The organism is Flavobacterium sp. PLA-DH12 (genome assembly GCF_059511845.1).
In genome coordinates, this window is record NZ_JCAMPD010000002.1 from 295,672 (window position 1) to 321,251 (window position 25,580).

The following is a 25,580-nucleotide window of genomic DNA, read 5'->3' on the forward strand; positions in this document are numbered from 1 at the left end:
AGTTTCTAAGATGCTAAGCTACTAAGATTCTAAGCTTTTTATTAAAAAGCCTGAAAGAAAACTTAGCGCCTCAGCATCTTAGAAACTTAGAAGCTTAAAAAAATGACCTTTTCAGAAGAAAACTACTTAAAATCGATCTACCATCTTACTGCTGCTTCAGAAACAGAAGTTAGCACGAATGCTATTGCGGAAATTATGGAAACGAAAGCTTCCTCTGTAACCGATATGCTTAAAAAGCTAGCAGAGAAAGATTTGGTGAATTATAAAAAATACCAAGGTGTATCACTAACTGAAAATGGAAAGTTAGCTGCAAAAATGATTGTTAGAAAACATCGCCTTTGGGAGGTTTTTTTGGTTGAAAAACTAAACTTTAGCTGGGATGAGGTTCACGATATTGCAGAACAATTAGAACATATCAAATCAGAGCAACTGATTAATCGTTTGGATGATTTTCTTGGAAATCCTACTGAAGATCCGCACGGAGATCCAATTCCAGATGCAAACGGACGAATCATTAAAATCGAGAAATACCTATTATCTGAGCTTGAAGAGAATCAAGCGGGAGTTTGTGTTGGCGTAAAAGATACTTCTTCGGAGTTTTTGAAATATCTGGACAAACAAGGAATCGCTTTGGGTTCAAAAATTGAATTGCTTTCTAAAGAATCTTTCGATCTATCAGTAAGAATTAAAGTAAATGATAGAGAATTATCCATTTCTAATAAAATTGCTTCTAATTTGTTTGTGAAGTTAGTTTAAGGGTAATTACACAGAGATTCACAAAGAAGTTTCACAGAGATGCGCTAAGAGTTTTAATAAGATTCTTTTGTTAGGCTTAGCGAATTCGAAGTTTCGCAAAGAGGATTCACCAAACTTGGGCTTCGACTTCGGTCAGCCTGACAAATTAGTTATTATTAAACAATCCCCTTTTCAATCATTTCCAGCATAACTGGCGAAGCATTTTTAAAAGTTGGCGCTTGCTCAATAATACTTCCTGCGTTCTTTTTATTTACTTTAAACGTAACATCATCGTCAGTTGTAAACAAAAGCGCAGTTAAAAAAGGATTTTTGATGTGTGTGCCTAAAATCAATAAGGCTTCATCTAAAGTGTGAATGCTTTCTATTTCTTCTGTTTTATATCTAAAAGTAAGCGAAATTGAGAATGTATTATCTTCATTGAGAACCAATCGGAAATAAACATTTTTAAGCTCTGTATCGCCCATAGTTTTGGCCAAAGTCAGTTTTGCGAAAGTTCCTTTTTGGATGCTTTCTTTAACTCGTTCACAAAAAAGGGCAAATATTGGTTCGTACATTTTTTTTAAAGGTGCTAAGGTTCTGAGATGCTAAAGTTTTACAATCTTTGTCTATAGTTTTACCACAAAGTTGCACAAAGACTTCGCAAAGTTACACAAAGATTTATATATTTTTTTTCTTTGTGAATCTCTGTGAAGTCTTTGTGCAACTTTGTGAAATAACTTATTTTCCTGTAAATTCAGCTTTACGTTTTTCTAAAAATGCTGTAGTTCCTTCTTTAAAATCTTGTGTTCCGAAGCATTTTCCGAATGATTTTATTTCGACATCAAAACCGTTTTTACCATCTGCAAAATTGGCGTTGATTGCTTTTATAGCTTTTCCAATAGCGAAAGGTGCATTTTTGATGATTTTCTGCGCGATCACATTTGTAAATGACAGTAATTCTTCCTGAGGCACAACATGGTTTACTAAACCATAATCTTTTCCTTGTTCGGCAGTAATCATCGCTGCTGTCATGATCATTTCCATTGCACGCCCTTTTCCAATTAATTGTGGTAAACGCTGCGTCCCCCCATAACCAGGAATTAACCCTAAAGTAACTTCCGGAAGTCCCATTTTTGCATTATCCGAAGCAATTCTGAAATGACAAGCCATTGCCAATTCTAATCCACCTCCTAATGCAAATCCGTTTATTGCAGCAATAACTGGCTTTTTTAATCCTTCGATCATATCAAATAACGATTCCTGACCTTCAGCTGCCAATTGTGCGCCTTCAACAATAGTATAATTAGCAAATTCTGAAATATCAGCTCCGGCAACAAATGCTTTTTCGCCACTTCCTGTTAAGATAATAACGCGGATATCTTCATTTTTACCCAGTAATTTAATCGCTTTACTCAGATCGCTAATAGTTTCTTTGTTTAAAGCATTTAATTTTGCTGGTCTGTTTATGGTAACGGTTGCGATATTCCCTTCAATAGAAATTAAAAGATTTTCGTAGTTCATGATGCTTTATTTTATGAGTTGGTGATAGGGAGAGAAACTGTAAATGTGGTTCCTTTTCCGTAAGTTGACTCAAAGGTAATTGTTCCTTTGTAATTTTCGATAATGTTTTTGATAATTCCTAGTCCAAGTCCCATACCGCTGGTTTTGGTAGTAAATTTTGGCTCGAAAATTCTTCCGATATCTTGCTTCTGAATACCGATTCCGTTGTCTTTTACCGCAATTTCAACATTATTATCTCGTCTTTTTACTGATACAATAATTGATTTCTGAAACTGACTTTCAGGAATGGCCTGAGTTGCATTTTTAACCAAATTGGTAATAACACGAATCAATTGCGTACGATCCATTTTAGAAATGATTTCCTCTTCTTCTTTCTCGAAAGAAATATAATCTTCGTTGAAAATATCTAAAGCCAATTCGACAACCTCAACAACATTTAAAGTTTCATTTTGCTGTGCAGGCATCGAAGCAAAGTTCGAAAATGCCGAAGCAACAGCCGTCATGGTATCTATTTGCTGAATTAAAGTTTCGGAATAATCATTCATTTTTTGTTTCACATCTGGAGCAGAAGGATCAAATTTTCTCTGGAAACTCTGCACCGTCAAACGCATTGGCGTAAGCGGATTTTTAATTTCGTGCGCAACTTGTTTTGCCATTTCGCGCCAAGCTTCTTCACGTTCGCTTTGCGCTAGTTTAATTGCACTCGTTTCGAGTTTATCCACCATTCCGTTGTACGCTTTGATCAGAAAGTTGACTTCTTTACTATTAGCTTCTAACACAATTTTTTCGTTTTTCTGATCCAAATTGGTTTCTTCCAAACGATCTGAAATGGTTTTCAGCGATTTTGTGATATAAGTTGAAAGGAAATACGCCAAAGCAAAAGCGACAATCAGCATAAAAGAATACACCTGACTCAAACGAATCAGGAAAGTATTCAACTCGTTATCATAATAACCATCATCTTCTAAATATGGAAGATTCAAGATTCCGAGTGGTTTGAATTTTTCGTCTTTAATTAAACTGTATGAAGATCGGTTTTTGACTCCGTCGATGGTTTTAATATCAACAAAACGTTTTTCGATAGAAGAACGAACCAGTTTAAGAATATATTCCGGAATTGGAGGTGCAATTTTATCAACTGCAAAAGACTCTTTGGATGATTTTAAAAGTTTTCCATCCAAACTGTAAATATTGATTTCGATTTTATGAATCTGTGCCAACTCATGAATTTTATCTTTAAAAATTAAATCTAAATTCTGAGTTTTTAGTGGATAAGTTGTAGTTGCCAGAACGTAATTGATATGTTCTTTTACCGCATTTTCTTTTCGTTCTAAACGTTCCTGATGATATTCTTTGGCTTCAGTTTTAAACTGAATAATCGAAATCGAAGCCAATAAAAAAGATGCCACAACAATCAATACAATCATCGACAGGAAAATCCTGGTACGAAGGGACAGCATTGACATTTTGAAGTTTAGCATTTTGTTTTTGTTTTGTTTGTTTCAGGTTTCAAGTTCCAGGTTATGGTGCGTTTGGTAACTTGAAACTTGAAACCTGAAACTAAAAAAACTATTTTCTCTCTCTAATTCTTTTATAAAAACGGAATCCTAGCATAATTAAAACCGAGAATAAAATAATTCCGATTACGCCAAAAATCCAGTTGATGGCACTTTTTAAAACTACTAAAAAGACAACAGCAAATAGAATAATCGTTGCGCCTTCATTCCACAAACGCATAAAATTATTGGAATATTTTACCTCATCTCTTTGTAATTGCTTAAAAATCTGATGACATTTTCCGTGATATAAATATAATAGGAAAACGAAACATAATTTTACGTGCATCCACGGCATTTTGATCCAAACGCTTCCTGCATCTGTAAAAAACAGCATCCAAAAAGCAAAGATGCTTGCCAAAACCGCCGATGGCCATGTAATGATATACCACAAACGGTAGGCCATTATTTTGTATTGTGCCTGTAGAATTTCTTTTTCTGGCGAAGGTTTTTCATTGGCTTCAATCTGATACACAAATAAACGCACAATATAAAATAGACCCGCAAACCAAGTAATCACGAATATAAGATGCAGTGATTTCAGATAGTTATAGTATTCCATCATTTTTTAAAAGTCGATTTTTTAAAAAGATCAATCATATCTTTGCCATAATTTTCATCTTCATACACTATTGAAGCGATAAAGATTTTGTCTCCAAATCCTTTCGAAAAAATTACTGCTGTAGCAACTGTTTTTCCATCTTCAGTAACTTCGATTTTAGATTTTCTAAATTCCAAACCCGAAATTTTTTCACTGCTTACCACGTAATCCCCCATTTTACCTTTTGGATAAACTTTTCCAATATCTTTTAAAAGAAGAAAATCTCTTAATCTCATCTTTAGATCAGCTCCACGAGCATCTCCGGTAGGATAGTTTTCGTAATTTGCAGAAAAATAATTTGCTTCATCTCTTTTAAAAGCTACAATAGAGTTTTCTTTTTTAACCAAAGCTGTATCTCCTTTTACTTCTCCTTTTTCTTTTTGGATTACTTTTTCATAATCATCAGGAATTGTAATTTCCCAATTGAATGTTTTATCAAAAAAACGATTATTTTCAAAAGCATTTTTCTTTTTGCATCCAATTATTGTTACTAAAGCAAAAAGTAAGATCGAAAAATATCTTAATCTATTCATTTATAAAAATTGAAATTATTTAGCCCAATCGTTAATCCAACTAGCAACTGTTTCGCACCATTCATCATCATCGTTCAAGCAAGGAATTGCTAAAAACTCCTCTCCTCCATTTGCTTCAAAATCTTCTTTGGCACGCATTGCGATTTCCTCTAAAGTTTCTAAACAATCGGTAACGAAAGCTGGAGTTACAATCGCAATTTTCTTAATTCCTCTTGCTGGCATATTGTCAATTTCGACATCGGTATATGGTTCAAGCCATTTGTCTCCTGCCAATCTTGACTGGAAAGTCACACAATATTTGTCTTTCGGAATTCCCAATTGTTCAACTACCAAACGAGTTGTTTCATAACAATGTGTTCTATAGCAGAATTCTGCTTCTGGAGTTCCTACTTCACAACACATTTCGTTGGTTACGAATTTTTTATGCGATTTTGTTTTATCTGTTTTGCGAACGTGACGCTCTGGAATTCCGTGATACGAAAACACCAATTGATCATAATCGAAATCTCGTAAATGTTTTTTGATTGAATCTGCAACATTTTTGATGTAGTCTGGTTTATTGAAAAACGCTGGAACATCTGAGAATTTCATGTGAGGGAATTTCTTCTTACGAATTTCTTCGGCTAAAACCAAAATGGTCAAAGTAGAAGCCATTGCATATTGAGGATATAAAGGAAAAAGTAAAACCTCTGTTACACCTTGATCGCTCAATTCCTGCAAGCCTTTTTCGATTGTCATTGATCCGTAACGCATTGCAAGCGAAACTGGAATATTTGATAAAGGCTGTACTTTTTTGTGCATTCTTTCAGAAAGAACAATTAGTGGCGAACCTTCTTTCCACCAGATTTTCGCATAAGCATGAGCCGATTCTTCTGGTCTTTTTCTTAAAATAATACCGCGAACTAATAATGCTCTCAATAAATACGGAACGTCGATCACGTATTTATCCATTAAAAATTCATCTAAATAGGGTTTTACATCTTTTGGTGTTGGACTGTCTGGTGATCCTAAGTTTATTAAAAGTGCGCCTTTCATTATGTGTTTTTTGCTTTAGGCTTTAAGCACTAGGCTTTAAGCTTTTTATTTGTTTTTAAAAATTTCGGCAAAAGTAAACGCTGTACTTTATTCGAAATATGATAATTATTACTTTTTAATTATGTTCTTATTTATAAAACTAATGCTTTTCTAACATTTTAGTTTTTATAGGTATTAAATAATTCTTTTAATGATTCATAATCTTCTTCTGTTCCAAAATCTTCTGTATTAATATTGTTTTTAGAACTTATAAAATAAGAATGACCGCACCAAAGACAAATTTTAGCGATGCCTGAAACTTTATCGTTTTTTCTAAAAACTAAAAAATCTCTATACTCAGGTGCACAAGCTTTCATTGTTCCAAAAACTTTTAAAGAAATTTTTTCTACGAAAATATCATTCTTTAAATAATCTACATCTTTCTGAGATAAATCAAACTTCGAGAATCCTCTTGAATTAATAATTTCATAAAAAACTTCATTATTTAACTTCTCTGGAAATTCAGAATAAAGAATATCGTTTATAATAGAATCTTTAATCCCATTTCTATTATTCTCCTCTATTTCTTTTTCTTTGCTTTTATTCAATGAATAATATTCAACACTATCAAAATCAAAGAACATTTTATCTTCTTTTGATTTACAAGAAAGTATTACGAAAAGCAATAAAACAACTGAGTACTTTCTAATCATTAAACATTCGCATTAATCGACATCAAATATTTTTTTGGTGTTGTTCCGAATTTCTTCTTGAAAGCTGCTATAAAATGGCTTCCCGTGCTATAGCCAATCTTCAGTCCTACTTCGTTTACATTATATGAACCGCTGTCTAAAAGTTTTCTTGCGAAATCCATTTTATAATCGAAAAGGAAACCGTAAACTGTATCGCCATAAATCTGTTTGAAACCCATTTTGAGTTTTTTCAAATTCAAACCAATTTCATCTGCCAATTCTTGCAATCCTGGCGGTTCGGCCATATTAGCGATTACAATTTCTTTGGCTTTTCTGATTTTCAAAACATTGTCTTCATCAATCAAAAACGGACATTGTTCTGCATTTGGATCTTCTGTTCTGTTGAAATATAAACTCAACAATTCATATCCTTTTCCTTTGTAATAAAGGTTTTTTATCGAAGGGTGAAGATTATAATGAAACAACTGACTTAGTACAATAGCCATTGACGGACTGATATTTCCTTCGTTATAATACTTTTTATCCTTATTGTCTGGACTTAGAAAAGTAATATAATCGGCTTCGGCAGAAAATAACGCATGAAATTTCTTAATGGAGACAATTACTGAAATCGCCCACGAGTTTGGAGCCAACTCTAGATTTAGCGGCAATTCTTTCTGTGGATTGTATAAAAGCAACGATTTTTCTTCTTTCAATTCTAAAGCGTAATTGCCTTGATTGAATAAAAATTTTGCGTTTCCTTTTATCCCGAAGTGAAACTGTATCAGGCCAGTACCTATTATTTCGTGCTGTGCATAGAAAGGTTCAGAACCATCATTTTGAAAACGGATCAGCGTAAAGTCGTCTTCAATTTTTATAACTTCTTGAGAACTCATAGCGATATTTTTTTGAAACGAAAATCAAAACAAACTCAAAATGTTATTTAGAACGACTCTAAACTAATCACTTCAAACGAGTTGATTTTGCTACAAAAGTAGTCCTTTTTACTCAAAAACACCTATTTAGGTTCAAAAAAACATACAGCGACATAAAAAGTACTTTTAGCGTTATTTTTATCGATGCTATAGTAATAATTTTGTTGCACTTTTATGAAAGTGAATTTATGGAAAACAATAACGTACCGAAACACCTTTATTTTTACTCAGTTGGTCTGAGTTATAAAAAAGCTGATGCTGAGGTTAGAGGTCAATTTAGTTTGGACGCCGTTGCGAAAACTCGCCTGCTAGAACAAGCTAAAAACGATGGAATAGAAAGTTTACTAGTTACTTCAACTTGCAACAGAACTGAAATCTACGGTTTTGCTGAACATCCATTTCAATTAATAAAACTTATTTGCGACAATAGTAACGGATCTGTAGATGCTTTTCAAAAAGTGGGTTTCGTTTACAAAAATCAAGAAGCAATTAATCATATGTTTCGCGTAGGAACTGGCTTAGACAGTCAGATCTTAGGCGATTTTGAAATTATATCTCAAATAAAAACCAGTTTTACGCATTCAAAGTCAATGGGATTAGCCAATGCTTTTATGGAAAGATTGGTAAATGCGGTAATTCAAGCGAGCAAAAGAATCAAAACGGAAACAGAAATCAGTTCTGGCGCTACTTCCGTTTCTTTTGCATCAGTACAATACATTCTTAAAAATGTAGAAGATATCAGCAACAAAAACATTTTACTTTTTGGAACTGGTAAAATCGGAAGAAATACATGCGAGAATTTAGTAAAACATACTAAAAACGAGCATATCACTTTGATCAACAGAACTAAAGATAAAGCAGAGAAATTAGCAGGAAAATTAAATTTGATTGTTAAAGATTATTCTGAATTGCATTTAGAACTTCAAAAAGCCGATGTTGTCGTTGTTGCAACTGGCGCACAAAACCCAACGGTTGACAAAGCGATTTTAAATCTTAAAAAACCTTTGTTGATTCTTGATTTATCGATTCCGAAAAACGTTCATGAAAATGTTGAGGAATTAGAAGGTGTAACTTTAATCCACATGGATTATTTGTCTCAATTGACAGATGAAACTCTAGAAAACAGAAAATTACACATTCCGGCAGCTGAAGCGATCATCGAAGAAATCAAAGAAGAATTTGTGACCTGGATGAAAGGTCGAAAATTTGCTCCGACAATTAATGCTTTAAAAGAGAAATTAAACGCTATTAAAGCTTCGGAACTAGATTTTCAAAGTAAAAAAATCGCCGATTTTAACGAAGAACAAGCTGAAATCATCAGTAACAGAATCATCCAGAAAATCACTACTCATTTTGCCAATCATTTAAAAGACGACGATACCATGGTTGACGAAAGCATCGAATGGATCGAAAAAGTCTTCAAAATAAAAGCATCTTAAATAAAATTTAAACCATATAAGTTATATAAGTTCATTTAAAAACTGTGTTTTACTCAAACCGCTTAAATTTCCTTATATAACTTATATGGTTCAAAAAACAAAACATGGCTGAAAAAACAATCAGAATTGGAACGCGCGATAGCGAATTAGCACTTTGGCAAGCACATACTGTCGAGAAAAAACTAAACGATTTAGGTTATAAAACCTCGATTGTTGCGGTTAAATCTCAAGGTGATATTATTCTGGACAAACCTCTTTATGAGTTAGGAATTACCGGAATTTTTACCAAAACGCTGGACATTGCTATGATCAATGGCGATATTGATATTGCGGTGCATTCTATGAAAGATGTTCCAACGGCTTTACCGAAAGGAATTGTTCAGGCAGCTGTTTTGCCAAGAGCTAATGTTTTGGATATTTTAGTTCATAAAGGAAATCCTGATTTTACAAATCCAAGTACCATCGCAACGGGAAGTTTGCGTCGCCAGGCACAATGGTTTAATAAATACCCAAATCATACAGTAGTTGATTTACGCGGAAACGTAAATACACGTATGCAAAAACTACAAGATAATAATTGGGACGGAGCTGTTTTTGCGGCTGCAGGTTTAGAGCGAATCAACTTAAAACCTGAAAACTTCATCAATTTAGATTGGATGATTCCAGCGCCGGCACAAGGAGCAATGCTTGTTGTGGCAATGGAAAATGACAATTATACTTTGGATGCGCTTTCTCAATTGAATGATATTGAAACTGAAATCTGCACTTATATCGAACGTCAATTTTTACGAACACTTGAAGGCGGATGTACAGCGCCAATCGGAGCTTTGGTAACGTATAACGAAGACGAAGACACATTGCATTTTCAAGGTGTTTTGCTTTCTATTGACGGGAAACAAAAATTGGAAATCAACAAAACGGTTGATATTTCAGAATGGAAAAAACTAGGTTTTCATTCAGCTCAAGAGATTTTGAATAATGGCGGAACGGAATTAATGCAGAAAATTAAAGAATCTCTAAAGAAATAATGGCAAACTCTGTTCAAATACTATCTACTAAAATATTATCTCCACTTCATAAACAAGAGTTAATGAAATATGGCGTTGAGTTAATCGAAGCCGATTTCATTAAAACCGAAAACAAACCTTTCGAATTAAAAGACCTCAACGAAAGTCTGATTTTTACAAGTCAAAATGCTGTTCATAGCGTTTTATCAGACCCAAAATCAGAGGAACTAAAAAAGAAAAACGTGTACTGTGTTGGTCTTAAAACCAAAACTTTATTGACAGATAACGGATTCAATGTTATTGCTTACACTGGCTATGCTTCTGATTTAGCTGAAATTATCACTTTGATTTATGGTAATGAAAGCTATACTTTTTTCAGCGGAAACTTGAGAAGAGATACTTTACCAGATGCCCTGAAAGAAAACGGAATTAAATTCAATGAAATTCAGGTTTACGAAACTACGCTACAGCCTCAAAAAATAAAAGCAAATCCGGAAGCGATTTTGTTTTTTAGTCCGTCTGGAGTTAAAAGTTATCTAAAAGACAACACTATAAATAAACAAATCTGTTTCTGTATTGGTGATACTACTGCAGAAGCTTTATCAAAAATTACAAAGAATATCATCGTCGCAGATCAGCCTACAATCGAGGACGTAATCGAAGATGTAATTCACGAATATAAATAATTAAAGCAATAAGCTTTAGGCAGTAAGCCGTAAGCAAAAAAATCATAGTTAAACAAGCTTAAAGCCTAAAGCTTAAAGCCTAAAGCAAAGAAAAAAATGTTAAAAAACGACCTATTTTTAAGAGCATTAAAGGGAGAAACTGTTCAACGTCCGCCAGTATGGATGATGCGTCAGGCAGGAAGATATTTACCTGAATTTAGAGAACTTCGTGATAAATATGATTTTTTTACGCGTTGCGAAACTCCTGAATTAGCTGCAGAAATTACAGTTCAGCCAATTCGTCGAATTGCTCCAGATGCTGCGATTTTATTTTCGGATATTTTGGTAGTGCCGCGTGCAATGGGAATTCACGTAGAATTGAAAGACAATTTGGGTCCGATTATTCCAAATCCGATTCGTTCTTTGGCAGATGTTCACAAAGTTTATGTTCCAGATGTAAATGAAACTTTAGGCTACGTTTTTGATGCTGTGAAATTGACTAAGGAAATGCTGAACGACGAAGTGCCATTAATTGGTTTCGCTGGTTCACCTTGGACAATTTTCTGTTATGCTGTTGAAGGAAAAGGTTCTAAAAGTTTTGATACAGCAAAAGGATTCTGTTTTTCAAACCCCGCTGCAGCGCATACTTTATTGCAAAAAATCACCGATACGACTATTTTATACTTAAAAGAAAAAGTAAAATCTGGAGTAAATGCCGTTCAGATTTTTGATTCTTGGGGAGGTATGCTTTCTCCTGTTGACTATCAGGAATTTTCTTGGAAATACATCAACCAGATTGTTGACGCTTTAGCAGATATTACTCCGGTTATTGTTTTCGGAAAAGGATGCTGGTTTGCTCTTGGCGAAATGGGTAAAAGTAAAGCTTCTGCATTAGGAGTTGACTGGACTTGTTCGGCTAGAAATGCTCGTTACTTATCTGGTGGAAACATTACTCTACAAGGAAATTTTGATCCGTCAAGATTACTTTCTCCGATTCCGACTATCAAGAAAATGGTTCACGAAATGATCGACGAATTCGGAAAAGATAAATATATCGTAAATTTAGGTCACGGAATTTTACCAAATATCCCTGTAGACCATGCAAAAGCGTTTATTGACGCGGTTAAGGAATACGGGAATTAATAAGTTGATAGTTTATGGTTGATAGTTGTTGGATATAAATACTATCAACCATAAACCAACAACCATCAACTCGAAAATATGCTTGCAAACCTAAACCTCAACAGAAACTCACCGTTTTCATTTATCGAATACGGATTTCAGGCGTACTACGCCTATGTGTTTTTGATGGTTTGGACGCATCCAGAATTGCACCCAGTAAGTCTTATAAATGACTTGGCAGTTTTGATGGCTTTTGAGTTTATAATGGTTCATTCAGGAGTTTTTATGGCGGTCATGCCAAAAAAATGGTCGCTTTTTGTGTTTTTCCCGCTCTACGGATTATTTGCCTACTCTTTTAATGAATCAGTAGTTAATACTAACATTCTTTATATTTATCTGCTTACGGTTTTAAACAGAATGAGATTTGCCTTTTCAAATGTAGCGCCAGAAGTCAGAGTATATCAAATGGGAAAATCTGCAGCAAAAGCAGTTTTCTACTTTTTCCTAATCCTAACAGTTTGCATTGGAAATTCTATAGTACCTCCATTCGGATTAACACAGGAATTTTTAGAAAAAGCACATTATTTCCAAACTGTTAAATCAAGCGGGTTATTTATAGAAAAGCCTTATGTGCCTATCTGTATGGGATTTATTTATTATGCTTTGCCTGTTTTATATTTTATTTATCGAATACTAAAAAACTTTGGTAAAAAAGATTCTTTTCAAAATGAAAAACTAGTTTTTAGCCGAACAACTGTCAAATCGAATAAATTCTAAATTATGCTAAATAAAGGCTTACGAGACGAAGAATCTATTAGAATAGAGAATACTCTACGAACTTTGCATGCATTAATTTTTGTCCCAAAGTTTTGGAATGCTGAAGATACAAGTCTTATTGATGAACAATTGAAAAGTTTTGGCTTAAGCCTACAAAGAACAATTGAAATTCCAGAAGAGGAATTAATTCTGCTTTTACAACGATGCCATTTAGACTGGAATCAGCAAGAACAATTTGCTGATATTTTAATGGGCCTTTCTGTAGAGAAACAATTTGACTTTCTAGGAAAAGCCCTCGCAATATATCAATATATCCAACAAGAAAGCAAGGTTTTTTCTTTTGGAATAAATACCAAAATCGCATCTTTAAAAAACAATCACATATGAGTTTTATAGATTGGAAAACAGACCGAATTGAAAATATTCTTCCCGAAGAATTCTACAAACTAATCGATAAGAATAAAAATCATATAGGAAAAACATTTCCTGTAACACTAGCTAATTCTGACTCACCAGAAAAAGCAGAAAATTTTATCTCATTTAATAAAAACAAGGAAAGAAATAGCGAAGGATATTATTTCTTTGCCCGAGACATCAAAACAAATAATCTAATTGGTTATTTATGTGTAAAAACTATCGATTATCGTATTTCTAAATGTGAGTTAGGTTATTTTATCGATGAGGATTTTCAAGGAAAAGGAATTACATCCAAAATGGTTTCAGACGTGCTTGAATTTTGTTTTGATGAATTAAAAATGAATAAAGTTTTCATTTGTACATCAGAAGTAAATTTAGCAAGTCAGCGAATCGCTCTAAAACATAATTTTAAACAAGAAGGAATTTTAAGAGATGAGTTTAGAAATGGTGACGGCACTTTGCAAAACACCGTTTATTTCGGACTTCTTAAATCAGAATATATAAAATCATGAAAGACAAATTTTACGCATACATACAAAACTTACAAGACCAGATTTGCGCTGGATTAGAAGCTGTTGATGGATCAACAAAATTCCGTGAAGACTTATGGAAACGTCCAGAAGGCGGTGGTGGGAGAACTCGCGTCATTGAAAACGGAACAGTTTTCGAAAAAGGCGGTGTAAACATTTCGGCCGTTCATGGAAAACTTCCTGAAACAATGCAGAAAATGTTTGGTGTTGGCGAAGCAGATTTCTTCGCTTGCGGATTAAGTTTAGTACTGCATCCAAAAAGCCCTATGGTTCCTACCGTGCACGCTAATTGGCGATACTTCGAAATGTATGATGAATCTGGAAAAGTAATTGAGCAATGGTTTGGTGGCGGACAAGATTTAACGCCGTATTATTTGTTTGAAGAAGATGCAATTCACTTTCATCAAACATGCAAAACAGGTTGCGACAAACACAATCCAGAGTTTTATCCTAAATATAAAAAACAATGCGATTCGTATTTCTGGAACGCACACCGAAATGAAGCGCGCGGACTTGGCGGTTTGTTCTTTGATTATTGCAAAGCAAATGAGCAAATGTCAATGGAAAACTGGTACGATTTTGTAACCGAAGTGGGAAATAGTTTCCTTGAAGCTTATATTCCAATTGTAGAAAGAAGAAAAAATCTTTCTTATACTCCAGAGCAAAGAACCTGGCAAGAAATCCGTCGTGGCCGTTATGTTGAATTCAATTTGGTTCATGATAAAGGCACGTTATTCGGTTTAAAAACCAACGGAAGAATCGAAAGTATTTTAATGAGTTTGCCTCCGCATGTGCAATGGGTTTACGATCATCATCCAGAAGCTGGAAGCAAAGAAGAAAAATTGATCCATGTATTGGCAAATCCGCGTGAGTGGATTTCTTAATCTAAAAATTTATTTAATTTTATAATTATATGTCGCCCCTCTGGGGCTTCTTTTTTTGTTGTCGACACAATTTCTATAAATATTTTGCTCCGCTGGAGCATTTTTTACATTTACTATTTATGGAGCTGATATAATTATAAAACAAATATTTCCTTCTCTGCTGGCGCTTTGTCTTTAGTTGTTGATTCAATCCCTATAATATTTTGCTCCGCTGGAGCATTTTTTACATTTACTATGTATGGAGCTGATGTGATTATAAAACATATATTTCCTTCTCTGCTGGGGCTTTGTCTTTCATTGTTGATTCAATCTCTATAAATATTTTGCTCCGCTGGAGCATTTTTTACATTTACTATTTATGGAGCTGATGTAATTATAAAACAAATATTTCCTTCTCTGTCGGCGCTTTGTCTTTCGTTGTCGATTCAATCCCTATAGATATTTTGCTTCGCTGGAGCATTTTTTACATTTACTATTTATGGAGCTGATGTAATTATAAAACATATATTTCCTTCTCTGCTGGCGCTTTGTCTTTCGTTGTCGATTCAATCCCTACAAATATTTTGCTCCGCTGGAGCATTTTTATATACGACTAGTTCCTATAAAATTTTAGACTATTATTAAAGAAGCTTCGGAGAAGCGAAATATTTATAGAACAATTTACATCCCCCAGTATCAAGCTCCAGAGGAGTGACATATTTATTTAATATCAAAAAAACAATATTTATCCTACAAATTAAAATTATTAATTAGCTTTACTGATCATAATTTTATTTAAAAAATGGCTAATACCTATTCTCAATTATACATTCAAATCGTTTTTGCCGTAAAGGGAAGACAGAACCTGATTTCTAAAAAATGGAAAGATGAAATCTATAAATACATTACAGGAATTATTCTCAATCAGAAACAAAAATTGATTGCAATAAACGGAATGCCAGATCATATTCATATCTTAGTTGGAATAAAACCAGATGTTTCAATATCGGATTTGGTACGAGACATTAAATCAAGTTCATCCAAATTCATAAATGAACAGAAATGGATTAATGGAAAATTTGAATGGCAAACAGGTTTTGGTGCTTTTTCGTACGGTCATTCACAATTAACACCTGTAATAAAGTATATTGAAAACCAAGAAGAACATCATAAAACCAAAACGTTCAAAGAAGAATATATCGCATTTCTAAAATTATTCAATATTGATTTTAAAAATGAATATCTGTTTAATGATGTTTAATTTATGTCGCTCCGCTGGAGCTTCAAATGCTATTCGATTATTGTAATTGCTATAAATATTTTGCTTCTCCGAAGCATTTTTAAAATACCACATGATCTTGAAACTGATTTACGCCACATTCTTTATCAGCATTTTTGGGTGTTTTGCCCAAAACGATTCCCTACAAAATCCGTATTTTAAATCATATAATGATAAAATTACTGCTAGTATTTATTATCTAGATACTTCCAATAGTTTTCAGATTGCTTCAGACAATACCGATCCAAAAACGTATGTGAATCTAATTCCGAATCGAAGAGAACAAATCGGTTTTACATTAAACTATAAAATCATTGATATCACAATTGGTTTTGCTCCCAAATTTTTAAGTCAGAATAAAGGCGATTCTCATTCCAAAAATTTTAATTTCAACACCCGTTTTTACTTAAAAAAATGGATGCAATCGTTCACTTTTATCAATCAAAAAGGATTTTACATTAGTGATGATAACATTATAGCTCAACTGCCCAATATGCGAACAACAAAAATTGGCGGGTCGACAGCTTATGTTTTTAATGATAAATTCTCTTTTAAAACATTGGTAAGCCAAAATGAATGGCAAACCAAAAGTTCTGGAAGTTTTATTCCGACTTTCTCTTTTTATTACACCAATTTAGATTTAAATACTCCCGATTCGTCACCTGGCGATATTTATGTTTTAACGCTTGCGCCCTCCTATTTTTACAATTTCGTAATTAGTGATCGCGTCTTAATTGGTGCTGGACTCGCTTTGGGTGCCGGAATTAATATTATTGATGGAGACACCTCAGCTTTGTATCAAGCAGATTTCAATTTAAAATTGGCTTATAACAAAGACCGTTTTTTTGGTTTTGCCAGTCTTAACACAATTGGTTTTGCACAAGATGACAAAGTCGATCCGCGATTGAATGATAATATTTCTACTCTAAAACTCTCTGTTGGGTATCGATTTGATCCTCCTAAAAAAGTAAAAGAAGTCTACGATAAGGTCAATGAAAAAATAGGTCTTTGATAAATCTTAATCTCAAATAAACAGCCAAAAGGATAAAAATGCTTAAATTACAGAGATTTATGAAAAACTAAAATTCATTATTATGGGAAATAAAAACACAGAACAATTAAATCTCATGCATTCTGGAAAAGGATTTATTGCAGCATTAGATCAAAGCGGTGGAAGTACTCCTAAAGCACTTTTACAATATGGAGTGGCAGAAAACCAATATACAAACGATGAAGAAATGTACACTCTTGTACATGAAATGAGAACTAGAATTATTAAAAGTCCAGCATTTGACAGTCAATATATTCTCGGTGCAATTTTGTTTGAAAACACAATGGATCGTAAAATCGACGGACAATGGACAGCAGATTATTTGTGGGAGAAAAAACATATTATTCCTTTTTTAAAAGTAGATAAAGGTCTGGCAGAAACTGCAAATGGCGTACAACTAATGAAACCCATTTCTGGCTTAAACGAATTGCTTGATCGGGCTGTAGAACGTAATATCTTTGGAACTAAAATGCGCTCTGTAATAAAAGAAGCCAATCCAGAAGGAATACGAGATATTGTTGCCCAACAATTTGAAGTGGGAAAACAAATTTTCAGTAAAGGTTTAATTCCAATTATAGAACCTGAAGTTGATATTTACAGTCCTGATAAGAAAAAATCGGAAGAGATTCTAAAACAAGAAATCCAAAAACAGCTTAATGCATTGGATAAAGAGATAAAAGTAATGCTGAAACTTTCAATTCCGACTGTAAACAATTTTTACAGTGATCTTATTTCAGATCCTCATGTGGTTCGTGTCGTGGCACTTTCTGGCGGCTATTCACGAGAAGAAGCAAATCAAAAACTCTCTCAAAACCATGGATTGATTGCCAGTTTTTCTAGAGCATTGTCTGAAGGATTAACAGCAGGTCAGTCTGATCAAGATTTTAATGCTGAATTACAAGAAACCATTAAAGGTATTTATCAAGCTTCAATCACTTAGCAAATTGAAATAATCAAACGTCCTATGGAACGTAAATAAATGGTCCTGTCAATTTTTTATACCGACGAAACATTCCTACGGAATGAATTATTAGATAAAAAATCCCTGAAACAATATTGCTTCAGGGATTTTTCTTTTTTCGATTATTTAGAAGTCATTTCTTCGGCTAAATCTAATGTCTGCAAAATAATGTTTTTATCAGATTTGAAAGAGTTCAGTTTAAAAACGAATTTCAATTTATTATCGATTAGCTTTTTAGGAGATTCTATAGAAATATCTGAAAACTGAGATGAAATTTTAGTCATTCGATCCAATTCTGAATCTGTTACTTTCTTACCAAATGTTCTCACGGTTTTTGAAAGATCTAATTTTCCAGAAATATAATTTTTACTCAAGTCTTTCTTCGTGTCTTTTGCAAAAAATCCTTTTCCAGAACCAAAATAATCTCTTGTGTTAGCAACAATTACTACATCTTTGTCTTTTGCAATAAAAATATCACCATAATCTTGTGTACCTGCAACACTATATGAATTTCCGTTTGGGATCAATACTTTTTTGCGAACACCCAATTGCAATAATTTATCTCCAAATGTTGGATGCGTAGAAGTAAAAATCACAGAAAACAACGGAATTTCTTTTTTCACTTTTTCTTCTGTTATTTTTTCTTCATAATTCTCATCATAATCGTACTTTTTAGTCATAACCTCAACTTCTTTCGTATCGTATAAAAAAGCACTTAAATCGCCATCAAAAAGCTTTGCTGTGGCCTCTTCATCAACAATTGTAGAAATCAAATCTGTAATTAGCGTAATATCTTCTTTGACAAATTTTGGATTTTGAAATATTTCTGACATTAATGACGGAAAATTTTCGAGCGCTGCTTTTGTATTGGCGTGATACGAAATGTATCCAAGAGGTTTTTCTGCTGGGAAATAATTAAAAATATTCTTATTGATTTTTCTATCACAAATTTTGCTTACAACAGCAGCAATCTCTGGAGCATATTCAACTACTTCTTCAATTCGTGAATTATCATTATCAAAATAGAAATCCAGATTAATGCCTTTTACAAAATTCCCAAAGTTCTTCTGCATCGGCAAGTATTTATCATAACCTCCAAATAGTGCTAAAGGATAATTGTATAGCGAATAAAAACTAGACATCAATCCGCTATAATTTACCCAAGTCGAAATATCTGCTGAAGCATTTATTTTTGAAAAACTTGGCGCAGTAAAACCATTTTCAAATAAACCTTTTATAATTTGGCTTTGCTGCTCGGCAAGTTTTTTATCAAACTCTGCCTGCTCTACCGTATATTCTTCATACGGATTTCCATCATACAAATAATCTTGTTCCACAGTTTCTGCAGATCCTGGTGGCACACCAACCACCATCGGCTCATCACGCATTCCAGACGGTTCTGCTATTTTTGGCGGATTTGGCGCTTCTTCTACTCCGTATACTTTCGGTGTATCTACAATTACCGTTTCTTCATACGGTTCTGAAATTCCTATTGAATCGTTTAAAACAGGAGGTCCATCTGGAGAAGCATAAAATTTATTAGGAAGTCTTTTTGTCAATTCAAATATGACCAAATAATTGTCATTCCATACAAATGATCTTTTTAAACCGCTCGGTGTAAAAACAGCATATTTTCCAAATTCTTCAATTGTGCTATTCTTTCCATTTGCACCTTGTTTTTCAATTAGATATTGTTTGACCGCTTCTTTATTTTTTATCGGAATAGTAACCTGATAAAATGGAACGCTATCTAAGAAATTTCCATGAACCGTAATCTTTTGGTCCAATTGAATAATCGAAGTATATTGGCGAAGATCAAAATCAGGTTTTTTACTAGTGTATCTTGTAATAATTGAGTGGTTCAGCACTTCGTTTATGTTTACTTTCTTCGAAAGCTGATTTCCGTTAAACTGAACAAAATAATCGTATTTGTCTGGACCCGTTTGTCCAAAAGTAAAATAGGCGGCAAATAGAAAAACTAGAGTGTAAAAATACTTCATAAAATCAAGGCGTTAATTGGATTGTATTATTCATTAAAGTCGATTTTTTAAATACGCTGTACATACTTTGTTTTAAAAAAACCGTTTTTTTATTTTTTGAAATTTGACTGTTTGTATTATCAACAGACAAAATATCTTTATCGAAAGTATAAATAGAAATAATGCTGGCTTCTTCCAGATCTTTCTTTTTCTTTGGGTCATTTACTACTTTTTCGGGAATTGGATAAGACGCAATTCTTTCAAAAGTTTTGCCACTTCCGCTAAAGTGAATCTGATCGCGCTGATTGTTTATCGTATTCACAACCGCGTTTAACGCTTTTAAATTAGCATAATTGAGTTTGATAATGAAAACGTAATTTTGAAAATCTGTTTTTGTAATAACATTTGAAATTCCATCAATCTTCAACGCTTTTTCTTTAAAGTCATTGAGTTTAGCGGTGATTTCCTGTTCGTTCGGAATTTTCACACCATCAACTTCTTCTAGCCAAATAGCCGATTTGGCCTTAAACCAAGATTTTGAAAAGTCAATCATTAGCGTGTATTCACCACTTTGATCGTCGTGATGTTTGATTCTTTCAGTAATCTCAAAACAGCTCGTTAAGAGCAGACAGCAAAATAAAGCGAGAATTTTCTTCATTTTGCAAATTTAGATGGAATATTCTGAAAAACCATGCTTTGGTTCAAACAATAAAAAATCTAAATTTTTAGATAATATTAACGGATTCTGAGGCAAGGTAAACGCCTTATTCTGTTCCTTTTTCTTTAACTTTGCGCCACTCATTAAAAAGTGAGATAAACTTCAAAAAAAATAAAAACAACTGCAGTTTTAGAATAAGGATTTATCAATCTGTTTTCATAATTCAGGTTAAAATCTGAAATCTAAAATCTAAAATCTAAATTTATATGTTCCCATTACAAAGAGGCAGAAGATTAAGAGTAAATGAATCAATTCGTTCTTTAGTACGTGAAACCAGTTTAAGTCCATCGGATTTTATGTTTCCAATGTTTATTGCTGAAGGAGAAAATGTAAAAGTCGAAATTCCGTCAATGCCGGGAATTTTCAGAAGATCAATAGATTTAACAGTTGAAGAAGTAAAAGAACTTTATGATTTAGGGATTCGCGCCGTAAATATTTATGTAAAAGTTAGCGAAAACCTAAAAGACAATACTGGAAAAGAAGCTTGGAATGCTAACGGATTAATGCAGCAAGCAATTCGTGCCATAAAAGCAGCTTGTCCAGAAATGATCGTTATGCCAGATGTTGCATTAGATCCATATTCTATTTACGGTCATGACGGAATCATAACAAATGGTGACGTAGAAAACGACAGTACAGTTGATGCTTTGGTAAAAATGGCCGTTTCGCACGCAGAAGCTGGTGCCGATTTTGTTGCGCCAAGTGATATGATGGACGGACGCGTTTTACGCCTTCGCGAAGGTTTGGATGCGGCAGGGTTTCAGAATGTTGGAATTATGAGTTATTCTGCTAAATATGCTTCTGCTTTTTATGGTCCATTTAGAGATGCTTTAGATTCGGCTCCAAGAGAAGCTGATGTTGTGGTTCCAAAAGACAAAAAAACATACCAAATGGATTATGCGAATCGTATCGAAGCGATCAAAGAAGCTTTATCAGATGTAGAAGAAGGTGCAGATATGGTTATGGTAAAACCAGGAATTGCTTATTTGGATATTGTTCGCGAAATAAAAAATACCGTACATGTTCCTGTAACCGTTTATCAGGTTTCTGGAGAATATGCTATGATTAAAGCGGCATCTGAAAGAGGTTGGCTCGATCACGATAAAATTATGATGGAACAATTAATGTGCATCAAACGTTCGGGTGCCAATCTTATTTCGACATACTTCGCAAAAGAAGCGGCAATTTTATTAAACAAATAAAATGATTGTCGATAAACAAAATGCTTCTCATTATTTATGGGGAGATAATTGCGACAGCTGGATTTTGGCAGATACTGAAGGTTTATCTGTTAAACAAGAAAGCATGCCAAGCGGAACCAAAGAAAAATTGCATTTTCATAATCATGCACAGCAATTCTTTTTTATTCTAAAAGGCACTGCAACTTTTTATCATGGAGAAAAAACTGAAATTGTAAATTCAAATCAAGGTTTATTGATTGAGGCAAAAACGCAACATTATATTGCCAATGAAAGCCAAGAACAATTGGATTTTTTAGTGATATCACAGCCATCAACAAATAACGACCGAATTACAATTGAATAAAATCTAAAAACATGAAAAAGATATTATTCCTTTCTGCTGTTTTAGCATTTGCTTCTTGCAAAAAAGAAACTTCTGAATCAACAAACACAGCAACCGAATCTGTTTCTGAAGGAGAATCGGCGAAAGCCAAAAGTCCAGAAGAGTTAGGAAAACAGCTTTTTGAAGGAACTGGAAATTGTTTTGCATGCCATCAGCCAGATCAAAAAGTAGTTGGGCCAAGCATTAAAGAAATTGCCAAAATCTATAAAGACAAAAATGGCAATATCGTTACCTTCCTGAAAGGAAATGCAGAACCAATTGTTGATCCCAGTCAGTTTGAGGTTATGAAAACCAATTTTGCTATAACACAGGCCATGTCTGATGAAGAATTAAAAGCAATAGAAAGTTACATTTACAGTCAGTTAAAATAATCACACGATGTTCCGTAGGAACATTTCATCGGTAGAAAATGATGTTATTTAGCATTTACGTTCCATAGGAACGTTTGATATGCTGCATTGTTAAAATTTACGTCAAAATCAAACGTTCCTACGGAACGTAAAAAACGGGGCGCCAATATTTTTTTTCTACCGATGAAATGTTCCTACGGAACATCGTTTGATTATCTAAAAATAGTAAAGCAAAAAAAAGGAGGTTCCGAATATCGGAACCTCCTTTTTTTATCATTAAAATATATTACCAGATTTTAACTCGTTTTTCTGGTTCAACGTACATTTTATCACCTTTCTTAATATCAAAAGCTTTGTAAAAAGCATCAACATTTTGAATTGGCACATAAGCTCTGTACATTCCCGGTGAGTGCGGATCTGTTTTTACTTGATTTTTGATTGCTTCATCTCTAGATTTTGTTCTCCAAACGGTAGCCCAAGAAATAAAGAAACGCTGTTCTGGAGTAAATCCGTCGATTAAACCTGGATTTCCATGTTGTTTCAAATACAACTGCAGACCATCAAATGCTGCGTTAATTCCACCCAAATCTCCAATATTTTCGCCTAATGTAAAATGACCATCAACATGAATACCTGGCAATGGCTCAAGAGCACTATATTGATTTGCTAAATCATTTCCTAAAGCTGTAAACTGTTTTAAATCATCTTCTGTCCACCAATCCACTAAATTTCCTTCAGCATTGTAACGTGCTCCAGAATCATCAAAACCATGAGAAATCTCGTGCCCGATTACTGCACCAATTCCACCATAATTAACAGCTTCATCAGCTTGATAATTGTAGAAAGGCGGCTGTAAGATTGCTGCTGGGAATACAATTTCGTTATAAGATGGATTGTAATAAGCATTTACAGTTTGCGGAGACATATGCCATTCTGTTTTATCAACTGGTTTAGACAATTTATCTACGCTTTTCTTAAATCTCCATTGCGCTAAGCTTTTAGTGTTTTCAAAATAGCTTCCTCCTTCTGCAATGCTTTTAATTTCTAAAGCTGAGTAATCTTTCCATTTATCAGGATATCCAACTTTAATCGTTATTTTGTTCAGCTTTTCGATTGCTTTAGCTTTAGTGTCTTTAGACATCCAGCTTAAATTGTTAATACGATTTTGATAAGCCGTAATAACATTATGAATCATATCTATCGCTTTGTTTTTTGCCTCAGCTGGGAAAACTTTTTCTACATAAAGTTTTCCAAGAGCTTCACCAACATTTCCGTTAACCACATTAAGTGCTCTTTCTTCAGCAGGAAGCTGTTTTATTGCACCTCTTAAAGTTTTACTGTAGAAATCAAAATTAGCATTATCAATTTCTGTTGTCAGTTTGCCTGCAGCACTGTTAATCAAATCCCATTTCAGGTACTCTTTCCACTGTGCTACTTTATTTTCTTTGAAAACAGCTTGCAAAGCTGTCATATATTTAGGCTCAGAAACAATTACAGTATCTAATTTAGTAATTCCTAAACCTGCAAAATATTCATTCCATTTAATAGCTGGAGTTAATTTTTGAAGATCGGCAATTGTCATTGGGTTGTATTGCAAACGGCTGTCTCTTCTTTCAACTCTATTCAATCTTGGCTGTGACAATTCTGTTTCAAGAGCTAAAATTTCAGCAGCGCTTTGTTTTGCTTTTGCTGGAGATTCTCCAATAAACTGAAGCATTCTTGCAACATGCAATTCATACTTTGCGCGTTTCTCTTTAGAATCTTTGTCATCAGAAGTGTAATAATCTTTATCCGAAAGTCCTAATTGGCTTGGACTCAGATTTACAGAGTTTTTAGAACTGTCTTTATCATCAGCTCCAATGTAAATTCCGAAAAAACCTGCGTTTCCTTCTTGTTCCATTTCAACCAAATATTTCTGAACATCAGAAATATTTTTAATTGCATCAATTTTTTTCAGATATGGCTTTAAAGGTTCGATTCCTTTTTTATTTCTTCCAACAGAATCTAGATAAGTGTTAAATAAGTTAACTGCTTTTCCTTGATCTGTATTAGACTTGTACTTTGGGTTTTTAGAAGCTTCTTTTAAAACCTCCATCACGTCTTTGTCGGTTCTTTTAATTAATTCATTAAAACTTCCCCAAGTAGTTCGGTCACTCGGAATTTCTGTTTTATCCAGCCAAGTGCCGTTCACATATTTGAAAAAATCCTGACTTGGGCTGATTTTCGTATCCATATAAGATACATTAATACCTGGCTCTTTTGGCGCTGTTTGAGCTTGAGCTGCAGTTATTGCAAACATTGCAGATATCACACCAAACACAGGTTTAGCAAATTGTTTTTTCATAAAAAATTATAGTTTAAGGGAAAATACAAACATATTGTTATTATTTCAAAAATTGTGTTAAAATTCTAACTGTACAGTCAAAAAGACGGATAAATTTCACAAATAGAACTTAAACATTGAGGTATATGTCTGCAGATACTGGCAAAAGTTACAAAAGGCTGTTAAAAAAATAATCCAGTAAAGTTTTTAGAATCTGCTTTTTGTATTTTTGCGCCAAATTATTTTTATGAAATCGCTTTTATATAAATACCGCAAATTTTTCATTGTTTTGATAGTGTTTTCGGTTGTTACGATATCTTTGTTTTATTCTGCATTGAAACCTAAAAAAACGCTTCCGATTTACAATCCAGCCGATGTAAATCCAGAATTGGTGGATAGTACAGTTCAATATAAAAGCAAATACCATACTATTGCCGATTTTTCTTTTATCAATCAAAATGGTGATACGATTACACAAAAAAATTACGAAGGAAAAATCTATGTTGCCGATTTCTTCTTTACAACCTGCGGATCGATCTGCCCAAAAATGTCAACCAATTTAGTTGATGTTCAAAAAGCGGTTTTAAACAATCCAAAAGTGATGCTCCTTTCGCATACCGTTTTTCCTGAAGTAGACAGTGTTTCTGTTTTAAAAGCTTATGCTATAAAATATGGTGTTGTAGACAGTAAATGGAATTTAGTTACTGGCGACAAAAAAGAAATCTACAAAATGGCCAGAAAATCGTACTTAGCTGTAAAAATGGGAAGACCAGATCAGCTTTATGATATGGTGCATACAGAGAATTTTGTTTTGGTTGATCAAAAACGCCGCGTTAGAGGTTTTTATGACGGAACAAACAAAGAAGACATAAAACGTCTTTTAGAAGACATCGAATTCCTTTCTCAGGAGTAAAATCCCTTATTTTTA

Annotated in this window: 27 protein-coding genes; 16 read left to right on the top strand and 11 right to left on the bottom strand. The window is 33.7% G+C overall.

Annotated elements, in window-relative coordinates:
- Positions 1–102: 102 nt before the first annotated feature.
- The gene (locus tag AC5ZCW_RS04455) at positions 103–756 is read left to right on the top strand and encodes a metal-dependent transcriptional regulator (RefSeq protein ID WP_496118219.1); all 654 of its coding nucleotides are present in this window, start codon (positions 103–105) and stop codon (positions 754–756) included.
- Between the two features lie 155 nt (positions 757–911).
- Here AC5ZCW_RS04455 and AC5ZCW_RS04460 read toward each other — a convergent pair whose 3' ends face one another.
- The 8 genes from AC5ZCW_RS04460 to AC5ZCW_RS04495 all read right to left on the bottom strand — a co-directional run bounded on the left by AC5ZCW_RS04460 (position 912) and on the right by AC5ZCW_RS04495 (position 7,548).
- The gene (locus AC5ZCW_RS04460) at positions 912–1,310 is read right to left on the bottom strand and encodes a hypothetical protein (RefSeq protein WP_177211582.1); all 399 of its coding nucleotides are present in this window, start codon (positions 1,308–1,310) and stop codon (positions 912–914) included.
- Positions 1,311–1,473: 163 nt separating this feature from the next.
- A complete protein-coding gene (locus AC5ZCW_RS04465; RefSeq protein ID WP_343540811.1) occupies positions 1,474–2,256 on the bottom strand; it encodes an enoyl-CoA hydratase/isomerase family protein in 783 nt (260 codons plus the stop codon).
- An 11-nt stretch (positions 2,257–2,267) separates the two neighbouring features.
- Positions 2,268–3,683 carry an ATP-binding protein gene (locus AC5ZCW_RS04470; RefSeq protein WP_496118555.1) on the bottom strand — a complete coding sequence of 472 codons (1,416 nt, stop codon included), beginning with the start codon at positions 3,681–3,683 and terminating at the stop codon, positions 2,268–2,270.
- A 142-nt stretch (positions 3,684–3,825) separates the two neighbouring features.
- Positions 3,826–4,374: a CopD family protein gene (locus tag AC5ZCW_RS04475; protein WP_177211580.1), complete on the bottom strand. Its 549-nt coding sequence runs from the start codon at positions 4,372–4,374 to the stop codon at positions 3,826–3,828.
- Positions 4,374–4,946, bottom strand: a complete 573-nt coding sequence (locus tag AC5ZCW_RS04480; RefSeq protein ID WP_496118220.1) for a hypothetical protein — start codon at positions 4,944–4,946, stop codon at positions 4,374–4,376. Before AC5ZCW_RS04480 ends, AC5ZCW_RS04475 begins: the two co-directional genes overlap by 1 nt.
- A 15-nt stretch (positions 4,947–4,961) precedes the next feature.
- Positions 4,962–5,981, bottom strand: a complete 1,020-nt coding sequence (gene hemH, locus AC5ZCW_RS04485) for a ferrochelatase (RefSeq protein WP_496118221.1) — start codon at positions 5,979–5,981, stop codon at positions 4,962–4,964.
- 158 nt (positions 5,982–6,139) lie between these two features.
- Positions 6,140–6,673: a hypothetical protein gene (locus AC5ZCW_RS04490; protein ID WP_343540807.1), complete on the bottom strand. Its 534-nt coding sequence runs from the start codon at positions 6,671–6,673 to the stop codon at positions 6,140–6,142.
- Positions 6,673–7,548 carry an AraC family transcriptional regulator gene (locus tag AC5ZCW_RS04495; RefSeq protein ID WP_111368228.1) on the bottom strand — a complete coding sequence of 292 codons (876 nt, stop codon included), beginning with the start codon at positions 7,546–7,548 and terminating at the stop codon, positions 6,673–6,675. Before AC5ZCW_RS04495 ends, AC5ZCW_RS04490 begins: the two co-directional genes overlap by 1 nt.
- Positions 7,549–7,775: 227 nt before the next feature.
- Here AC5ZCW_RS04495 and hemA point away from each other — a divergent pair, with 227 nt between their 5' ends.
- The 11 genes from hemA (at position 7,776) to AC5ZCW_RS04550 (ending at position 17,677) form a co-directional block, all read left to right on the top strand.
- Positions 7,776–9,026: a glutamyl-tRNA reductase gene (hemA, locus tag AC5ZCW_RS04500; RefSeq protein ID WP_073410229.1), complete on the top strand. Its 1,251-nt coding sequence runs from the start codon at positions 7,776–7,778 to the stop codon at positions 9,024–9,026.
- Positions 9,027–9,130: 104 nt separating this feature from the next.
- Positions 9,131–10,054, top strand: coding sequence for a hydroxymethylbilane synthase (gene hemC / locus AC5ZCW_RS04505; protein ID WP_343540800.1), 924 nt, complete (start codon positions 9,131–9,133; stop codon positions 10,052–10,054).
- Entirely contained in the window at positions 10,054–10,719 is a 666-nt protein-coding gene (locus AC5ZCW_RS04510; protein ID WP_496118222.1) for a uroporphyrinogen-III synthase, read from the top strand. The genes hemC and AC5ZCW_RS04510 overlap by 1 nt, the downstream gene beginning before the upstream one ends.
- A gap of 96 nt (positions 10,720–10,815) precedes the next feature.
- The gene (hemE, locus tag AC5ZCW_RS04515) at positions 10,816–11,841 is read left to right on the top strand and encodes a uroporphyrinogen decarboxylase (protein WP_111377708.1); all 1,026 of its coding nucleotides are present in this window, start codon (positions 10,816–10,818) and stop codon (positions 11,839–11,841) included.
- Positions 11,842–11,919: 78 nt separating this feature from the next.
- The gene (locus AC5ZCW_RS04520; RefSeq protein WP_496118223.1) at positions 11,920–12,597 is read left to right on the top strand and encodes a hypothetical protein; all 678 of its coding nucleotides are present in this window, start codon (positions 11,920–11,922) and stop codon (positions 12,595–12,597) included.
- 3 nt (positions 12,598–12,600) lie between these two features.
- On the top strand, positions 12,601–12,984 hold the full coding sequence (locus tag AC5ZCW_RS04525; RefSeq protein WP_496118224.1) for a hypothetical protein: 384 nt from the start codon (positions 12,601–12,603) through the stop codon (positions 12,982–12,984).
- Positions 12,981–13,526, top strand: coding sequence for a GNAT family N-acetyltransferase (locus tag AC5ZCW_RS04530; RefSeq protein ID WP_496118225.1), 546 nt, complete (start codon positions 12,981–12,983; stop codon positions 13,524–13,526). Before AC5ZCW_RS04525 ends, AC5ZCW_RS04530 begins: the two co-directional genes overlap by 4 nt.
- Positions 13,523–14,428: an oxygen-dependent coproporphyrinogen oxidase gene (gene hemF / locus AC5ZCW_RS04535; RefSeq protein WP_496118226.1), complete on the top strand. Its 906-nt coding sequence runs from the start codon at positions 13,523–13,525 to the stop codon at positions 14,426–14,428. The genes AC5ZCW_RS04530 and hemF overlap by 4 nt, the downstream gene beginning before the upstream one ends.
- A 781-nt stretch (positions 14,429–15,209) precedes the next feature.
- A complete protein-coding gene (gene tnpA, locus AC5ZCW_RS04540; RefSeq protein ID WP_496118227.1) occupies positions 15,210–15,668 on the top strand; it encodes an IS200/IS605 family transposase in 459 nt (152 codons plus the stop codon).
- 91 nt (positions 15,669–15,759) lie between these two features.
- Positions 15,760–16,698 carry a DUF4421 family protein gene (locus tag AC5ZCW_RS04545; RefSeq protein ID WP_496118228.1) on the top strand — a complete coding sequence of 313 codons (939 nt, stop codon included), beginning with the start codon at positions 15,760–15,762 and terminating at the stop codon, positions 16,696–16,698.
- Positions 16,699–16,780: 82 nt separating this feature from the next.
- Positions 16,781–17,677, top strand: a complete 897-nt coding sequence (locus AC5ZCW_RS04550; protein ID WP_496118229.1) for a fructose bisphosphate aldolase — start codon at positions 16,781–16,783, stop codon at positions 17,675–17,677.
- Between the two features lie 143 nt (positions 17,678–17,820).
- On the opposite strand, the gene AC5ZCW_RS04555 is transcribed toward AC5ZCW_RS04550, so the two are convergent.
- A complete protein-coding gene (locus AC5ZCW_RS04555; protein WP_496118230.1) occupies positions 17,821–19,698 on the bottom strand; it encodes a hypothetical protein in 1,878 nt (625 codons plus the stop codon).
- Positions 19,699–19,702: 4 nt separating this feature from the next.
- A complete protein-coding gene (locus tag AC5ZCW_RS04560; protein WP_496118231.1) occupies positions 19,703–20,335 on the bottom strand; it encodes a hypothetical protein in 633 nt (210 codons plus the stop codon).
- Between the two features lie 266 nt (positions 20,336–20,601).
- Between AC5ZCW_RS04560 and hemB the strand changes: the two genes are divergently transcribed.
- From hemB to AC5ZCW_RS04575, 3 genes are read left to right on the top strand one after another with little or no spacing between them, the layout of a single operon-like run.
- Positions 20,602–21,597, top strand: coding sequence for a porphobilinogen synthase (gene hemB, locus AC5ZCW_RS04565; RefSeq protein WP_496118232.1), 996 nt, complete (start codon positions 20,602–20,604; stop codon positions 21,595–21,597).
- A gap of 1 nt (position 21,598) precedes the next feature.
- Positions 21,599–21,940, top strand: coding sequence for a cupin domain-containing protein (locus AC5ZCW_RS04570; RefSeq protein WP_343540786.1), 342 nt, complete (start codon positions 21,599–21,601; stop codon positions 21,938–21,940).
- Positions 21,941–21,951: 11 nt separating this feature from the next.
- Positions 21,952–22,350, top strand: coding sequence for a c-type cytochrome (locus AC5ZCW_RS04575; protein WP_496118233.1), 399 nt, complete (start codon positions 21,952–21,954; stop codon positions 22,348–22,350).
- 265 nt (positions 22,351–22,615) lie between these two features.
- On the opposite strand, the gene AC5ZCW_RS04580 is transcribed toward AC5ZCW_RS04575, so the two are convergent.
- Complete coding sequence (locus AC5ZCW_RS04580) at positions 22,616–24,673, bottom strand: M13 family metallopeptidase (protein ID WP_496118234.1); 2,058 nt, start codon at positions 24,671–24,673, stop codon at positions 22,616–22,618.
- 226 nt (positions 24,674–24,899) lie between these two features.
- Between AC5ZCW_RS04580 and AC5ZCW_RS04585 the strand changes: the two genes are divergently transcribed.
- Positions 24,900–25,565, top strand: coding sequence for an SCO family protein (locus AC5ZCW_RS04585; RefSeq protein WP_354592192.1), 666 nt, complete (start codon positions 24,900–24,902; stop codon positions 25,563–25,565).
- Positions 25,566–25,580 lie beyond the last annotated feature (15 nt).

Bases quoted from the DNA above. Each gene is read 5' to 3' on its own strand.
- AC5ZCW_RS04545 (WP_496118228.1), top strand. From the start codon at position 15,760: ATGATCTTGAAACTGATTTACGCCACATTCTTTATCAGCATTTTTGGG.
- AC5ZCW_RS04525 (WP_496118224.1), top strand. From the start codon at position 12,601: ATGCTAAATAAAGGCTTACGAGACGAAGAATCTATTAGAATAGAGAAT.
- AC5ZCW_RS04550 (WP_496118229.1), top strand. From the start codon at position 16,781: ATGGGAAATAAAAACACAGAACAATTAAATCTCATGCATTCTGGAAAA.
- hemB (WP_496118232.1), top strand. From the start codon at position 20,602: ATGTTCCCATTACAAAGAGGCAGAAGATTAAGAGTAAATGAATCAATT.
- AC5ZCW_RS04465 (WP_343540811.1), bottom strand. From the start codon at position 2,256: ATGAACTACGAAAATCTTTTAATTTCTATTGAAGGGAATATCGCAACC.
- hemH (WP_496118221.1), bottom strand. From the start codon at position 5,981: ATGAAAGGCGCACTTTTAATAAACTTAGGATCACCAGACAGTCCAACA.
- AC5ZCW_RS04585 (WP_354592192.1), top strand. From the start codon at position 24,900: ATGAAATCGCTTTTATATAAATACCGCAAATTTTTCATTGTTTTGATA.
- hemC (WP_343540800.1), top strand. From the start codon at position 9,131: ATGGCTGAAAAAACAATCAGAATTGGAACGCGCGATAGCGAATTAGCA.
- AC5ZCW_RS04520 (WP_496118223.1), top strand. From the start codon at position 11,920: ATGCTTGCAAACCTAAACCTCAACAGAAACTCACCGTTTTCATTTATC.
- hemE (WP_111377708.1), top strand. From the start codon at position 10,816: ATGTTAAAAAACGACCTATTTTTAAGAGCATTAAAGGGAGAAACTGTT.
- hemA (WP_073410229.1), top strand. From the start codon at position 7,776: ATGGAAAACAATAACGTACCGAAACACCTTTATTTTTACTCAGTTGGT.
- AC5ZCW_RS04455 (WP_496118219.1), top strand. From the start codon at position 103: ATGACCTTTTCAGAAGAAAACTACTTAAAATCGATCTACCATCTTACT.
- AC5ZCW_RS04530 (WP_496118225.1), top strand. From the start codon at position 12,981: ATGAGTTTTATAGATTGGAAAACAGACCGAATTGAAAATATTCTTCCC.
- AC5ZCW_RS04475 (WP_177211580.1), bottom strand. From the start codon at position 4,374: ATGGAATACTATAACTATCTGAAATCACTGCATCTTATATTCGTGATT.
- AC5ZCW_RS04560 (WP_496118231.1), bottom strand. From the start codon at position 20,335: ATGAAGAAAATTCTCGCTTTATTTTGCTGTCTGCTCTTAACGAGCTGT.
- AC5ZCW_RS04555 (WP_496118230.1), bottom strand. From the start codon at position 19,698: ATGAAGTATTTTTACACTCTAGTTTTTCTATTTGCCGCCTATTTTACT.
- AC5ZCW_RS04460 (WP_177211582.1), bottom strand. From the start codon at position 1,310: ATGTACGAACCAATATTTGCCCTTTTTTGTGAACGAGTTAAAGAAAGC.
- hemF (WP_496118226.1), top strand. From the start codon at position 13,523: ATGAAAGACAAATTTTACGCATACATACAAAACTTACAAGACCAGATT.
- AC5ZCW_RS04470 (WP_496118555.1), bottom strand. From the start codon at position 3,683: ATGATTGTATTGATTGTTGTGGCATCTTTTTTATTGGCTTCGATTTCG.
- AC5ZCW_RS04495 (WP_111368228.1), bottom strand. From the start codon at position 7,548: ATGAGTTCTCAAGAAGTTATAAAAATTGAAGACGACTTTACGCTGATC.
- tnpA (WP_496118227.1), top strand. From the start codon at position 15,210: ATGGCTAATACCTATTCTCAATTATACATTCAAATCGTTTTTGCCGTA.
- AC5ZCW_RS04490 (WP_343540807.1), bottom strand. From the start codon at position 6,673: ATGATTAGAAAGTACTCAGTTGTTTTATTGCTTTTCGTAATACTTTCT.
- AC5ZCW_RS04580 (WP_496118234.1), bottom strand. From the start codon at position 24,673: ATGAAAAAACAATTTGCTAAACCTGTGTTTGGTGTGATATCTGCAATG.
- AC5ZCW_RS04480 (WP_496118220.1), bottom strand. From the start codon at position 4,946: ATGAATAGATTAAGATATTTTTCGATCTTACTTTTTGCTTTAGTAACA.
- AC5ZCW_RS04570 (WP_343540786.1), top strand. From the start codon at position 21,599: ATGATTGTCGATAAACAAAATGCTTCTCATTATTTATGGGGAGATAAT.
- AC5ZCW_RS04575 (WP_496118233.1), top strand. From the start codon at position 21,952: ATGAAAAAGATATTATTCCTTTCTGCTGTTTTAGCATTTGCTTCTTGC.
- AC5ZCW_RS04510 (WP_496118222.1), top strand. From the start codon at position 10,054: ATGGCAAACTCTGTTCAAATACTATCTACTAAAATATTATCTCCACTT.